We start from the raw sequence: 13,665 nt of genomic DNA on the forward strand, positions 1-13,665 counted from the left end.
GTAGAACAACTACATAAGAAAAATTCCGCCTTGTTACCATTTCATTTATCCAGCGCTATCCCTGATCACATACTTAACAGAATTGGTATTAGATTACCAACCGCACTGGCGACCTTTATTTTGCTCATCTAGGTATTTTTGTAATGGCGCAAAGTAATCAAGAATTGCTGTTGCATCCATTTCTGGTTTACCGGTTACGCTTGCAAGCGCTTCTTGCCATGGACGACTAGAACCCATTTTTAGCATTGCATCTAAGCGCTCACCGGCTTCTTTTGAGTTATAAACGCTACAACGGTGAATCGATTCTTTGCTGCCTGCGATTTCACACAATGCGCGGTGGAATTCAAATTGCAGAATATGCGCTAAGAAATAACGTGTATAAGGTGTGTTACCTGGTACGTGGTATTTCGCGCCTGGATCAAAGTGTTCTTCAGTACGTGCCACAGGAGAAGCAACACCTTGATACTTTTCACGCAGTTCCCACCATGCTTGGTTGTAGTTCTCAGGTGTTACTTCACCAGAGAATACTTTCCAGCGCCATTGGTCAACAAGTAGGCCAAATGGAATAAATGCAATTTTATCCATTGCCATTTTCATTAGAAGGCCGATGTCTTTTGATTCATCTGGTACTTCATCAAGTAAACCGATTTCTTTTAAGTAACCAGGCGTTACAGAAAGGGCGATAGTGTCGCCAATTGCTTCGTGGAAGCCATCGTTAGCACTTTCTTGATAGTAAATTGGTTGCGTGTTGTATGCACGCTGGTAGAAGTTGTGACCCAATTCGTGGTGAATTACTGAGAACTCTTCGCCAGTACGTTGGATACACATTTTAATACGTAAATCGTCTTTGCTATCTAAGTTCCAAGCTGATGCGTGACATTGAACGTCGCGATCTTGTGGTTTAGTAAACAGTGAACGCTCGTAGAATGTCTCAGGTAATGGTGCGAAGCCCATTGAGGTAAAGAATTTCTCAGCACCGCGCACCATTTTTAGTTCGTCATAGTTGTGCTTAGCAAGCAATTCAGTTACATCGTAACCCGGATCGGCATTTGCTGGTGCAACCACATCGTAGATATTGCCCCACGTTTGTGCCCACATGTTACCAAGTAAGTGTGCAGGAATTGGCTTATCTTGTGGTACTTTGTCTTCACCGTACTTTTCGCCTAGTTTTGCGCGAACGTGACAGTGTAGTGAGTTATAAAGCGGCTTAACTTGACCCCAAATGCGGTCTAGCTCTTTGGCAAAGTCATCCGCTGGCATATCGTATTTACTGCGCCACATAGCGCCTGTATCTGCGTAACCAAGCTCGTTTGCGCCTTGGTTTGTTAACTCAACTTGTTGCTCGTAAAGAGGACGCATTGGTTTAGCAACTTCGCGCCAACCAGTCCAAATATCAAGGAGTTCGTCGTAATCACGGCTTGTTGCCATGGTTGCTGTCATATCGCCAAGGCTTAAGCACTTGCCATCTTCTTTACAGTATTTGCCTTTACCGTAAAGGCCGCCAAGTTCAGCAACGATTTTAGACAGTTCAGCTGTTTTAGCTGGGTCTTGTGGAGCAGGTAAGGTCAGTGCCAGCTTTAGTTTATCTAATTTACGACGGCTGTCTTCATCTAGCTCTAATTTGTCAAACTTAGACGCTTCATTCGCCAAACGAACCACAGCAGCAGTCATCTTTTCGTTTGCAGCAGCAGATAGGCTTGATGTGTCGTGCGTAATAAAGTTTGCGTAAATCCACTCAGCACGGCTAACTTCGTTATAAAGCGCCATTAATTCTGTTTCAGTATTTGCTAAAAACGCTTTTGCGTCTTTTACAGTTACTTGTTGTGCTGATTGTGTTTCTTGTTGTTTGCTAGTTGCATTACAGCCAGTAATCGCGACCGCGGATGCGACGAGTAATGCGGGTAGTGAGAGTTTAAATGATGTCATTATTGTTTCCCTTAAAGTAATGGCCTAAAGCCAACAATGCATATTAGCAAGTCGTGGTTTTTGGGTAAATGCCAGTTAGACTTTTTCAGGGATTAAGTCATACTTGGGTAAGCGTTAAATAAATTCAAGGGATAGTTTTTACAATGTTGATTTTTATAATAATTGTTTTTGTTATTGCTGCAGTCTTTGGCATTCGTGCCAATCGCTTAAGATTTGTAACAAAACCTGTTTTTAACTATTTCAAAAAGGCTTTGCCGCCACTGTCAGATACAGAGCGCCAAGCAATGGAAGCGGGCGATATTTGGTGGGATGGTGAACTGTTTTCAGGCAGACCAAATTGGCAAACATTTCGCGAGTACCCGAACCCAAAACTGAGCACAGAAGAGCAGAGTTTTATTGATAATCAAGTATCCACATTATTGGATATGTTGGACGATCACCAAATTGTGACCGAACGCGATTTACCTAAAGCGGTATGGAAGTATTTAAAAGAAGAGGGCTTCTTTGCTTTAATCGTACCGAAAAGTCACGGTGGTCACGGCTTTTCCGCGTACGCTAATTCAACCATTGTCAGTAAAATTGCCTGTTCGAGCCTATCGGCCGCGGTAACCGTGATGGTGCCAAACAGCTTAGGGCCTGCAGAACTACTTGCCCACTACGGTACTAAAGAGCAACAAGATTATTGGCTGCCTAAACTTGCAAACGGCGAGGAAGTCCCGTGTTTTGCTTTGACTGCGTTAGATGCGGGTTCTGATGCTGGGGCAATTCAAGACTATGGTGTGGTGTGTAAGAAACGCTATAAAAACAAAATGACACTGGGCATCAAACTTAACTGGCGTAAGCGTTACATCACGCTAGCGCCTATTGCGTCGGTTATTGGCTTGGCATTTAAATTATATGACCCAGATGGGTTATTGGGCGATCAAGAAGATTTAGGCATTTGTTGTGCCCTTATTCCGGCAAAAACAAAAGGTGTAAGCACAGGCAAACGACACGACCCGATGGGCATGGCATTTATGAATGGACCAACCGAAGGGGAAGATGTGTTTGTGCCACTCGATGCGCTAATTGGCGGTGAAGATTATATTGGTCAAGGCTGGCGTATGTTGGTTGAATGTTTGAGTGCGGGGCGAGGTATTTCGTTGCCCGCACTTGCGACTGCCACAGCTCACTTAACCACGCGCACAACCAGTGCATATGCGTTAATTCGTAAGCAATTTGGTTTGCCAATCGCACAGTTTGAAGGCGTAGGCGAAAGTTTAGCGCACATTGCCGCGATGAGTTACCTTACCGAATCGACACGGCGTATGACAACAACGGCACTCGATCTTAATTTAAGCCCTGCAGTGATCACGGCCATTACTAAATATCACCTTACTGAAATTGGCCGAGATATTGTAAATCATGGGTTTGATATACAAGCGGGCAAAGCGGTGCAAAATGGTCCAAGTAATAGTTTAGCGAGTGCCTACAAAGGCACGCCAGTGTCTATTACGGTTGAAGGGGCAAATATATTAACCCGATGTTTAATGATTTTTGGTCAAGGGGCAACGCGCTGTCATCCATTTATTTTGAAAGAAATGGAAGCGGTCGCAATGGATGACGAGCAAAGCGGATTACATCAGTTTGATGAGTACCTTTGTAAACATATCGTGCATACGTTAGGTAATTTTGGCTTCAGTTTTTTCCATGGTTTAACCGCAAATTGGTTTGTGCCTAAAGCAAGCGCAGGACCCGTCGCGCATTATTACCAAACGCTAACAAAGCTCAGTGCGTCATTTGCGTTTTGTGCCGATTATGCAATGTTGCGTTTGGGCGGAGCATTAAAACGCAAAGAAGCAACATCAGCACGTTTAGGTGATATTTTAAGTCAGCTTTATTTAGCTAGCAGTGTGTTAAAACGCTATGAAGACGACGGTAGGCAAGTCTCCGATTTACCTTTTGTTAATTACGCCATCGACCATTGTTTGTATGAAATAGGACAAGCCTTTGATGCGCTTTTTGCCAATATTTCATTTGGCAGTGTAATTCGTTTCGCTGTTTTTCCGTGGGGAAATCCGTATCACAAACCAAGTGATGAAACATTAAATCAAGTGGTTAATAGTTTGAGTAACAATACGGTTATGCGTGAACGATTATGCAACTTATGTCATATCAAAGCGGGTAGTGATATTGATAATATGGAGCGCTTATTAGTGATTATGTCGGAGCACAAAACCTTGATATCGCGTTTTGAAAAAGCCATTAAACATGCGCGTTTTGATATTAAGTTTGACAGACTGAATGCGATAAACACATTGAGTGATGAGTTTAATCAAGAAGAATTGGCGCGACTCACTGAATATGAAACGCTGCGTCAAGCGGTAATAAAAGTAGATGAGTTTGAATCGTTTGATTAACTAAGGTTAAACTAAAACGCTCTTTGTAATGCGCAGATTGCAAAGAGCGGTTTAATCAGCACAGTATTAACGCGCGTAAGGGTCGTCGAGTACTTTTTCGATGTACCAAGTGCCTTTTACTTTAATAAGTTTAATCTGACGCATATCGGCGATACGGTTACCGTTATGTTTACCGTGTAATATCACATTTAACACGGCAGAATCGCCAAATCGCTTACGCACACTTCGGCTGCCGTGATCGATTTCAATTTCCACTTCGTCAAACCGCATATTTAGTACATTGCGTGCAAATTGTTTTGTAGAGCCATAAGACTTGATAATGCGGCCATATTTGGGCACCGATGCATTTACTGCTTTATTGATGTCGTCTTCAAGCAATACTGCGTAGAAAAACTCAGTTGCTTTATATTCAGGTGAGTCGTTATCTGCTTTGATTTCAGGAGCCGTTTCACCGCACGCCGCAAGCAATATAAACAAAGATGAAAGAAAAATAGTACGTAACATATGCCTAATTGTCGTTATTTTTATTTAGGCTAAGTGTGGAATGATTTTTTCAGGATGTAAAGTGCGAAGCGGTGCTTCGCACTTTTAAAGCAGTAAATTACTGAACTAACTCTTGATCTGTAAACTCTTCAGCAAACAGTGGGCTAGTTAGGTAACGCTCTGCAGAGCTTGGTAGAATAACAACGATTTTCTTATCTTTGTTTTCTGGCAGTTCAGCAATACGTTTTGCTGCAACAACCGCCGCACCAGAAGAAATACCCGCAAGAATACCTTCTTCCTTCATTAGGCGGTGCGCCATTGAGATTGCGTCGTCGTTTGAAACTTGTTCAACACCGTCGATCATTTCAACGTCTAAGTTACCTGGGATGAATCCAGCACCAATACCTTGGATTTTGTGAGGGCCTGGCTTTAACTCTTCGCCTGCAATTTTTTGGCTGATCACGGGTGAATCAACTGGCTCAACTGCGATTGATTTAACGTCTAGGCCTTTTTCTAATTTTAAGAAACGGCTCGTGCCTGTAATAGTACCACCTGTACCAACACCGGCTACGAAGAAATCTATATCGCCATTAGTTGCGTCGAAAATCTCAGGACCCGTTGTTTCGAAGTGAATTTTAGGGTTTGCTGGGTTTTCGAATTGCTGTAGTAAAATGTATTTTTCAGGTTCGCTTTGCTGAATCTCTTGTGCTTTTTCAATCGCACCTTTCATGCCCTTAGCGCCTTCAGTTAATACTAGGTTTGCACCTAACGCTTTTAATAGCTTACGACGCTCAAGGCTCATTGTATTTGGCATAGTTAGCGTTAGTTTATAACCACGTGATGCAGCAACAAAGGCAAGTGCAATACCTGTGTTACCTGAAGTTGGTTCGATTAACTCTTTGTCTTTGGTTAATTCACCTGACTTCTCAGCTTCCCAAATCATTGATGCACCAATACGGCACTTAACGCTGAAGCTTGGGTTGCGCGCTTCAATTTTCGCGTATACGTTACCTGACGTTACACGGTTAAGTTTAACCAGTGGTGTATTACCAATGCTCAGTGAATTATCTTCAAAAATGTTACTCATTATGTGTATCCCTAAATGTTCGGATTCATTTACGCTAAGCATACTGACTAGTTGCAAAAACGAAAGGAAAGTTTGGCTATAATATATAGCCAAACTGCCTGAAATAGGCGTTTATGGCTATATTAGCAGTGTTATTGGTACAGAGCGTGAAATTAGACGCAAAAAAACGAAATATCAGAAATAAAAAGGGAAGCCTTAGCTTCCCATAAACATCTCTAACTTATAGCATCCAAGCGTATGACATTTTCATAAATACTGAACGGTCAGTCTTTTCTATTTTTGATAAGTCATCATCTTGATAACCGTTATCGGAATAGCCAGCAAAAAACACCGTTTGCGGATTCACTTTATAAGAGTAGAGCAGTTGAGTTGAAAACCCTTTGTAGTGCGCCGTTACATCATCGATATAATTATTTGGGTTGCGCTCAATATCGCGATAAATTACGGCTAATCGTACAAAACTTCGGTTGTTAAACTGATAACTTAATCGCACATCCGTTAAGTTTGCAGTGAATAGGTCAGCACCGTCCACGTCCATCGCTTCATATGTATGACGCAAGCGCAATTCTATATGGCGGTTTAAGTTCATATTTAGTACTGGGCGAATACGGGTTTTATCGCCTAAACGATTGTTTGCTAAGTCGATATGATTACCTGTATTAGCGTAAAGTGAGGCAAACATGCCTGAGATTGGTTTAAATTCTAAATACACCCCAACGAGGTTTTCGTTAAATAGCGTGGTGTTACCATCTATATCTAAGCGCGCTTTATTATGGCGAAGACCGACGCGGTCGCGCTGGAGCAATTCAATTTTACCGTAACTTTGCAGTGGCCCGTTAAATGATAAGTCTGCTTGAACTTCTTTTTCCAGCAGTTCGCCATTGGCGTTATGGCTAATATCCCAGTCACTGTAAAATTCTATACGATTATACCAATTAACACCTTGCTCACCGTACCAACGATAACGACCACCGCTCACAAACTTATTAAAATCAACTTGGTTCATAAAACCTAAATCGCCGCGGAAATCTTCACCGAGGTTGTCATAGCGTGCAAATAGACTCCAATACTTTTCGTTGTGCTCATAACTAAGCTTATAGGCAATATCATCAATTGCTTGCTCAGCACTGACACGTAAATATTGTTCGCTTATTTCGCAATCTTGCTCATTTTCACATTGAATGCGCGCTTGTTGCTTGCACGTTGAAAGGTTATCGGCGTCGCAAATGCTATCTCTAAATTCATCGGAATACTTTGTTCGCGACATCGCAAGTTGTGCAATAAAGGTATCGTTTTCAGTTAAACGGTATTTGCTATCAAGTGACGAAACATAATTGTAGTAGTCATCCGCGCTTCGTGTGGTTGTCGTTGCGGCTATAGAGAAGTCATTGGTAAAGTCATAGCGATAACGTGCCGCAACATTGTTACTTTTACTTTCTAACGAGACAATAGTCGAGCCTAGGTTACCAGGGATAATCACATTACTTTGGTTATCGTTAGCGATAAAGCTACCAAAGGTATGCGAGCCAACGCTTCCTGTAAGTTTTACACCGGCGTCAGGCTCTGCCACATTGCGGGTATAAATAAGGTTCCAAGGTGTTGAAAAGTAATCGGTATTCTCTAAGAAAAAGGCACGCTTTTCTGGAAAAAACAAAGTGAAACTGTTGTTGATACCAAGCTGTGCAACATCGGCTTCGACTTGTGAAAAATCAGGATTAATGGTTGCGGTAAGCGTAACTTCTGGCGTGATCCCCCATTTTAGGTCTAATCCCGGCTCTAAGGTGTTATCTGCTTGCCAATCTTCAATGGGTGCAACACTGACATCGCGGTTTTCGCTGCGGCCAGCTACAATGGTTGGCACTAGCGTTAGGTTATTGCCTTGTTCGGCTTTCTCAAAGCCTGACACGGTTTGCATTTGACAAACCCAACAGCTGTTAGCGTGGTCGATTTTTATTGATGAAATACGCAGGCGTTCATTACGTGGTAAAAAGCGAACAAATTCCATCGCCATTTTTTTTCTGTTATTACCCTGTTCGAAATTTAATATGCGAAACGGAATTGAAATCTCAACAACATAACCCGTTTCTGTTAATTGCCCCGAGCTGTGCCAAATACCATCCCACGCATCGCTTTCTTGGCCTGTTAGCACGTTTTCAATGGAGTCCATTTGCACGCCAAGCGGATTAATAAAAAACTGATACGCCAGCTTTTCGTTATTGTATGAGTCAATTTTCAAACCAACTAAGTCATCGCTCCAGTTTTTATCACGGTCGCGATAAAACGCACGAATTGCATTTGGGTTTGAATCACTTACCACATAAGCGACATTGAGTGATTCACCATCTTCATAAACAAGTGCGTAGGCTTGCTCCTTGGCTGGCATATTTTCATAGGGCCAAGTGATATTGTTGATTTCGATGCGTTTTGCTTGCTGCCACACACTCTCATTTATATTGCCATCAATAACGACTGAATCTGATAAAAATGGGATTTCAAGTGTGGTGTCGGTTTTTGCTATTGCAGAGGTAGAGAGTAGAGCAGCACACAGTGCTAGCGGGTATTTCATTTTAATTGCATGAGTTTTTATTGTTTCGCAGTATTTTAGAGTGTTGCAGTTTTTCGAGCAATTTAGATAAGGTTAAGCAACAAAAAATAACGATAAAGTAACCACTTTATCGTTATTTTTACAAGGTAGGTAGTTTTTAGCGCGCCACTAACATCATTACTCCAGGCACAACGAAAAAGGCACCTAGTACATAACCTAACGCTAAAGACTTATTATTTGAGCCTACTTCAGCCAGCTTACTTGCAGCACGAAGCGGTAATTCACGTAGGAATGGTGTGCCGTAAATAAGCGCAACAGCAAATACGTTAAACATTACATGAACAAGGGCGATTGTTAATGCCACTTCGGCAGCTGCGCCTGTAATTGATGTTGCAGCAAGTAGCGCAGTAATGGTGGTACCAATGTTTGCACCTAGCGTAAATGGGTAAATTTGTTTAGTCGAGAACACACCACTACCCGCAAGCGGGATCATTAAGCTTGTTGTTGTTGACGATGATTGCACCATAACCGTAACCACAGCACCCGATGTAATACCTGCAACAGGGCCTTTACCAATCGCGCGGTGTAGCATTTCTTTGGCTGTGCCAACAAGCGCTTTTTGCAATAGTTTACCAAGTGTTGTTACTGCAAATAGAATCAGTGCAATACCCACAATTACCATAGCAATACCAAGGGTTTTGCCATCGAAAAATGCAAGACCATCTTTAATTACGCCTACCGCAGGCTTAACAAGTGGTTTGATAAAGTTATAGCTCTTAAGTGATAGGTCAGCGTCGCCGACAAATAAATGCGCAAGGCTTTGAGATAGTTTTTGTAAAATGCCGAACGCTAATTCAAGCGGTAGGAAAATCGCAACAGCAATTAAGTTAAAGAAATCGTGTACTGTTGACGCTTCAAATGCGCGTTTAAATTCTTCTTTTGAACGAATATGACCAATTGATACTAAGGTGTTTGTAATAGTTGTACCAATGTTCGCACCCATAATCATTGGAATTGCAATATTAATAGGTAATCCGCCAGCTACTAAGCCAACAATAACCGAGGTAACGGTTGATGATGATTGTACTAACGCAGTTGCGAGTGCACCAAGCAATAATGCAACAAATGGGTTGGTTGCGAATGCAAAAATTTCTTTCGCACCTTCACTGCCACCCGATGCAAGTTTAAAACCGCCACTTACGGTACTAACTGCAACTAAAACCAAATAAACTAAAAATGCGATAGCAGCCCAGTTTAAAAACTTGGCCGTAACACTTTGTTGGCCGTTTATTGGATTTGACGTATTTTGACTCATTTCATTTCTCTTGTTTTCGACGACCTTGTTGGTCGTGTTATGTGACATTTACATGTCATTTTTGTGACGACGCGGATTAAAACAAAGAAATGTGAAAGAAATATTACAGTGAGTGTAATATTTCAAAGTTAACAACAATCAATGTGTTGTTATCGTCATTAAATTGCTGTTAGAACGTTAAAATTTCGTAATGTAATAGATTGTAAATGATGAAGTTTTTATAAATCGGTGAGTTAGTGAACAATCGGTCAAAATAGCCATGGAAATCCAATTTAAGTTGTTCGACTTTGATAACTAATGTGCTATGGTTAGGCCTCTTAAATCTGTCTTACATTGATAACCGTGAGGTAACTCCTTGATTAACGTATTGTTAGTTGATGACCATGAACTCGTTCGCACAGGTATAAAGCGTATACTTGATGACGTACGTGGCTTTAAAGTGGTTGGTGAAGCGAAAACTGGCGAAGAGGCGGTTCAGTTTTGCCGTCAAAATAACCCAGATATCGTACTCATGGATATGAATATGCCAGGTATTGGCGGTTTAGAAGCAACTAAAAAGATCTGTCGATTCTGCCCAGATGTAAAGGTCATTGTATTGACCATGCAATGTGAAGACCCATTCCCGAGCAAAGTAATGCAAATTGGCGCACACGGTTACCTAACCAAAAGTGCAGGTCCTGAAGAAGTCGTTAATGCTATTCGCGCTGTGAAAACAGGGCAGCGTTATATTGCGCCAGAAATTGCGCAGCAGATCGCACTAGCGCAGTTTAGCGGACGCAATGATGAAAACCCGTTTGCAAGCTTATCAGACCGCGAATTACAGATTATGCTGATGATCACGAAAGGTGAGAAAGTACAAACTATTGCAGATCAGCTTAACTTAAGCTCTAAAACGGTCAATTCATACCGTTACCGTATGTTTGAAAAGCTTAATGTGGGTGGCGATGTAGAATTAACACACCTTGCTATTCGCCATAAAATGATTGAGATTGACGCCGAATAACACGATGTCGGCGTTTAACGCAAAAGCCTTTCTAAAAACCGTATCAAATGAACCCGGCGTTTATCGAATGTTAGACGTCAAAGGGCAAGTTATATACGTTGGTAAAGCAAAAAATTTAAAAAAGCGTCTTTCAAGCTATTTTCGTGACAACATTCCCGAAAACAAAACCCGTGCGTTAGTGGCGAATATTTGCGGTGTTGAAGTTACACTGACGAATACCGAAACCGAAGCGCTACTGCTTGAAAATAATTTAATAAAAAAATACATGCCGCGTTACAACATCTTGTTGCGCGACGACAAATCCTACCCTTATATTTTAGTAACTAACCATACTCATCCGCGTTTAGCATTTCACCGTGGTGCACGAAAAATTAAAGGCGAATATTTTGGCCCTTATCCAAGTGCCGGAGCCGTGTCTGAAAGTTTGCGCCTAATGCAAAAGATATTTCCAGTGCGTCAATGTGAGGATGCGTACTACCGCGCACGCAGTCGCCCGTGTTTACAATATCAGTTAAAGCGTTGTTCAGCGCCATGCGTCGGTAAAATATCCGATACGGATTACCAGCAAGAAGTAGATATGGTGAAAAAATTTCTGGCGGGACGCTCGTCAGAAGTAATCGCAACATTGGTTGAAAAAATGGAAGCGGCGAGTATGTCGCTCGAATTTGAAAAGGCAGCGCAATTGCGCGACCAAATTTTATTGCTGCGTAAAATGCAAGAGCAACAAGCGGTATCGGGCAATGTTGCAGAGCTCGATGTAATTGGTTTCTCGGCTAAAAATGGCTTGGTGGCGGTACATGTGTTGATGATCCGCGACCATAAGATTTTGGGTTCCAAAACGTATTTTCCAAAAACGCCAAAAGACAGTAGCAATGAAGAAGTATTAGAATCGTTTTGTGCACAATATTATGTGCAATTATCCAATACAGGACGAATTCCAAAACAATTAGTTGTACCGTTTTCATTTGCTGGCAGTGATACGTTAGCAAAAGGGTTATCGGCAATTTGCAGTAAAAAAATTGCTTTTGTGTTAGCGCTGCGTGGTGAAAAGGCAGACTATTTGGCACTTGCCAATAAAAATGCAGCAAATGCCTTAGAAGTAAAACAAAGTGCTAAAGACTCGATTGCTAAACGTTATGCTCAATTAAAAGAAGCGCTAAGTTTAGAAACCATTAATCGTATGGAGTGCTTTGATATTAGTCATACCATGGGCGAAAACACAGTTGCGTCGTGTGTGGTATTTGACGACCAAGGTCCAGCAAAAAAAGAGTACCGCCGTTTTAATGTTGAAGGCATTACACCCGGTGATGATTATGCCGCCATGGCATTTGCACTTAGAAAGCGTTACAACAAACTGACTGACGAAAGTAAAATCCCCGACATTATTTTTATTGACGGCGGTAAAGGGCAGTTATCGCAAGCTGAACATTATTTTGCTGATTGGCCGCACAACAAATTACCGCTATTAATAGGTGTTGCCAAAGGTACATCACGAAAACCTGGGTTAGAGACACTTTTAATTGATGGCGGCAGGCGCACGGTTAATTTATCGTCAGATGCGCCAGCGTTACATTTAATTCAACATATTCGTGACGAAAGTCACCGTTTTGCTATTGCTGGGCACCGTAATAAACGTCAAAAGCAGCGCAATACATCTGTGCTTGAAGAAATTTCAGGGGTTGGCGCGAAAAAACGTCAAGCCGTATTAAAATATTTAGGTGGCATTCAAGGGGTAAAAAGCGCTACTATTTCTGAATTGGAGCGAGTGCCGGGCATTAGTCGTAGCATCGCAGAACGAATCTATCATCATCTAAATGATGACAAATAAATAAAATACCAATATGTGGAACATTCCAAATACACTTACAGCTTTTCGCCTGTTATTAATTCCGATTTTTATTGTTTTCTTTTTTATTCCAGCTAAGTGGTCTTTTTTCTGGGCTGCGTTTATTTTTTGGCTTGCCTCAGTCACCGATATGTTAGATGGCTATTTAGCAAGGAAACTTGAACAATCAACGCCATTTGGTGCGTTCCTTGACCCTGTTGCTGACAAAGTAATGGTGTCAGTTGCACTTATTGCATTAACCCAACATTACCAATCACTCTATATTACTATTCCGACCATTATTATTATTGGTCGAGAAATTATCGTATCGGCATTACGTGAATGGATGGCTGAAGTGGGTGAGCGCGCCAATGTGGCCGTATCGCAATTAGGTAAAATTAAAACCGCTGCACAAATGTTGGCGATTATTGGTTTGATTTGGCAGTACGATAGCCAAATGATCACCTTATCATTTGTATTATTTTATATTGCGACTATCTTAACCTTTATTTCGATGGTGCAATATTTGGTTGCTGGCTGGGGCGCGTTGTCTCAATCAAACAATTAAATTGGTGTTTGTGCATTGAAATAAGTGCATAAACGAGTGTTTTTAAATCATTTTAGATAAAAAATAATCAAACAACTTATTTCCGACATTTTTATGTTGACGCGTTTAATAATCTATGTAGAATGCGTCGGTGTTGAGAGGGGAGTGGTTAACTAACTACCCAATTGGAAGCGCGAGTATAGTTAAGCTGCTCGAAGCAAGAATGCGACAAGGTCGCGTTAGTGCTAAGTTAAAAAACGGTTTATGGAACGCGAGTATAGCTCAGCTGGTAGAGCGCGACCTTGCCAAGGTCGAGGTCACGAGTTCGAACCTCGTTACTCGCTCCAACTTCTTAAAGAAGTCGGCGGAATGGCAGAGTGGCCATGCAGCGGATTGCAAATCCGTCTACCTCGGTTCGACTCCGGGTTCCGCCTCCATTTTCAACACTCCACATGCGAAAGCAGCCCGATGCCCGGGTGGTGGAATTGGTAGACACAAGGGATTTAAAATCCCTCGTCAGTAATGACGTGCCGGT

The 13,665-nt window shown here is 41.8% G+C and carries 9 protein-coding genes and 2 tRNA genes; 6 read left to right on the plus strand and 5 right to left on the minus strand.

Translation table 11 applies throughout. The features are described from left to right. Window positions 1-93: 93 nt before the first annotated feature. Window positions 94-1,926, minus strand: a complete 1,833-nt coding sequence (locus tag AN214_RS20970; protein WP_054981501.1) for a M2 family metallopeptidase — start codon at window positions 1,924-1,926, stop codon at window positions 94-96. Window positions 1,927-2,069: 143 nt separating this feature from the next. Here AN214_RS20970 and AN214_RS20975 point away from each other — a divergent pair, with 143 nt between their 5' ends. After that, window positions 2,070-4,325 (plus strand): acyl-CoA dehydrogenase, encoded by a 2,256-nt coding sequence (locus AN214_RS20975; RefSeq protein WP_054981502.1) that lies wholly within the window; start codon window positions 2,070-2,072, stop codon window positions 4,323-4,325. Window positions 4,326-4,391: 66 nt separating this feature from the next. Here AN214_RS20975 and AN214_RS20980 read toward each other — a convergent pair whose 3' ends face one another. The 4 genes from AN214_RS20980 to AN214_RS20995 form a co-directional block, all read right to left on the minus strand. Beyond that, the gene (locus AN214_RS20980) at window positions 4,392-4,829 is read right to left on the minus strand and encodes a hypothetical protein (protein ID WP_054981503.1); all 438 of its coding nucleotides are present in this window, start codon (window positions 4,827-4,829) and stop codon (window positions 4,392-4,394) included. A 97-nt stretch (window positions 4,830-4,926) separates the two neighbouring features. Beyond that, complete coding sequence (gene cysK / locus AN214_RS20985; protein WP_010559925.1) at window positions 4,927-5,895, minus strand: cysteine synthase A; 969 nt, start codon at window positions 5,893-5,895, stop codon at window positions 4,927-4,929. A 220-nt stretch (window positions 5,896-6,115) separates the two neighbouring features. Next, window positions 6,116-8,461: a carbohydrate binding family 9 domain-containing protein gene (locus tag AN214_RS20990; RefSeq protein ID WP_054981504.1), complete on the minus strand. Its 2,346-nt coding sequence runs from the start codon at window positions 8,459-8,461 to the stop codon at window positions 6,116-6,118. Between the two features lie 136 nt (window positions 8,462-8,597). Next, window positions 8,598-9,755, minus strand: coding sequence for a Na/Pi symporter (locus tag AN214_RS20995; protein ID WP_054981505.1), 1,158 nt, complete (start codon window positions 9,753-9,755; stop codon window positions 8,598-8,600). A gap of 355 nt (window positions 9,756-10,110) precedes the next feature. On the opposite strand from AN214_RS20995, the gene uvrY reads away from it, so the two are divergent. The 5 genes from uvrY (at window position 10,111) to AN214_RS21020 (ending at window position 13,567) form a co-directional block, all read left to right on the plus strand. After that, complete coding sequence (gene uvrY / locus AN214_RS21000) at window positions 10,111-10,758, plus strand: UvrY/SirA/GacA family response regulator transcription factor (protein ID WP_010559928.1); 648 nt, start codon at window positions 10,111-10,113, stop codon at window positions 10,756-10,758. Window positions 10,759-10,762: 4 nt separating this feature from the next. Beyond that, entirely contained in the window at window positions 10,763-12,586 is a 1,824-nt protein-coding gene (uvrC, locus tag AN214_RS21005; protein WP_054981506.1) for an excinuclease ABC subunit UvrC, read from the plus strand. Window positions 12,587-12,599: 13 nt separating this feature from the next. Further along, window positions 12,600-13,151, plus strand: a complete 552-nt coding sequence (pgsA, locus tag AN214_RS21010; protein ID WP_054981507.1) for a CDP-diacylglycerol--glycerol-3-phosphate 3-phosphatidyltransferase — start codon at window positions 12,600-12,602, stop codon at window positions 13,149-13,151. 250 nt (window positions 13,152-13,401) lie between these two features. Next, window positions 13,402-13,477: transfer RNA gene (locus tag AN214_RS21015), tRNA-Gly, on the plus strand. 16 nt (window positions 13,478-13,493) lie between these two features. Further along, window positions 13,494-13,567: transfer RNA gene (locus AN214_RS21020), tRNA-Cys, on the plus strand. The last annotated feature ends 98 nt before the right edge of the window (window positions 13,568-13,665 follow it).

Source organism: Pseudoalteromonas sp. P1-9, from assembly GCF_001399975.1.
Classification (GTDB): Bacteria; Pseudomonadota; Gammaproteobacteria; order Enterobacterales; family Alteromonadaceae; genus Pseudoalteromonas.

Coding starts and splice junctions, on each gene's coding strand:
- AN214_RS20970 (WP_054981501.1), bottom strand. CDS start 1,926: ATGACATCATTTAAACTCTCACTACCCGCATTACTCGTCGCATCCGCG.
- AN214_RS20975 (WP_054981502.1), top strand. CDS start 2,070: ATGTTGATTTTTATAATAATTGTTTTTGTTATTGCTGCAGTCTTTGGC.
- AN214_RS20980 (WP_054981503.1), bottom strand. CDS start 4,829: ATGTTACGTACTATTTTTCTTTCATCTTTGTTTATATTGCTTGCGGCG.
- cysK (WP_010559925.1), bottom strand. CDS start 5,895: ATGAGTAACATTTTTGAAGATAATTCACTGAGCATTGGTAATACACCA.
- AN214_RS20990 (WP_054981504.1), bottom strand. CDS start 8,461: ATGAAATACCCGCTAGCACTGTGTGCTGCTCTACTCTCTACCTCTGCA.
- AN214_RS20995 (WP_054981505.1), bottom strand. CDS start 9,755: ATGAGTCAAAATACGTCAAATCCAATAAACGGCCAACAAAGTGTTACG.
- uvrC (WP_054981506.1), top strand. CDS start 10,763: ATGTCGGCGTTTAACGCAAAAGCCTTTCTAAAAACCGTATCAAATGAA.
- pgsA (WP_054981507.1), top strand. CDS start 12,600: ATGTGGAACATTCCAAATACACTTACAGCTTTTCGCCTGTTATTAATT.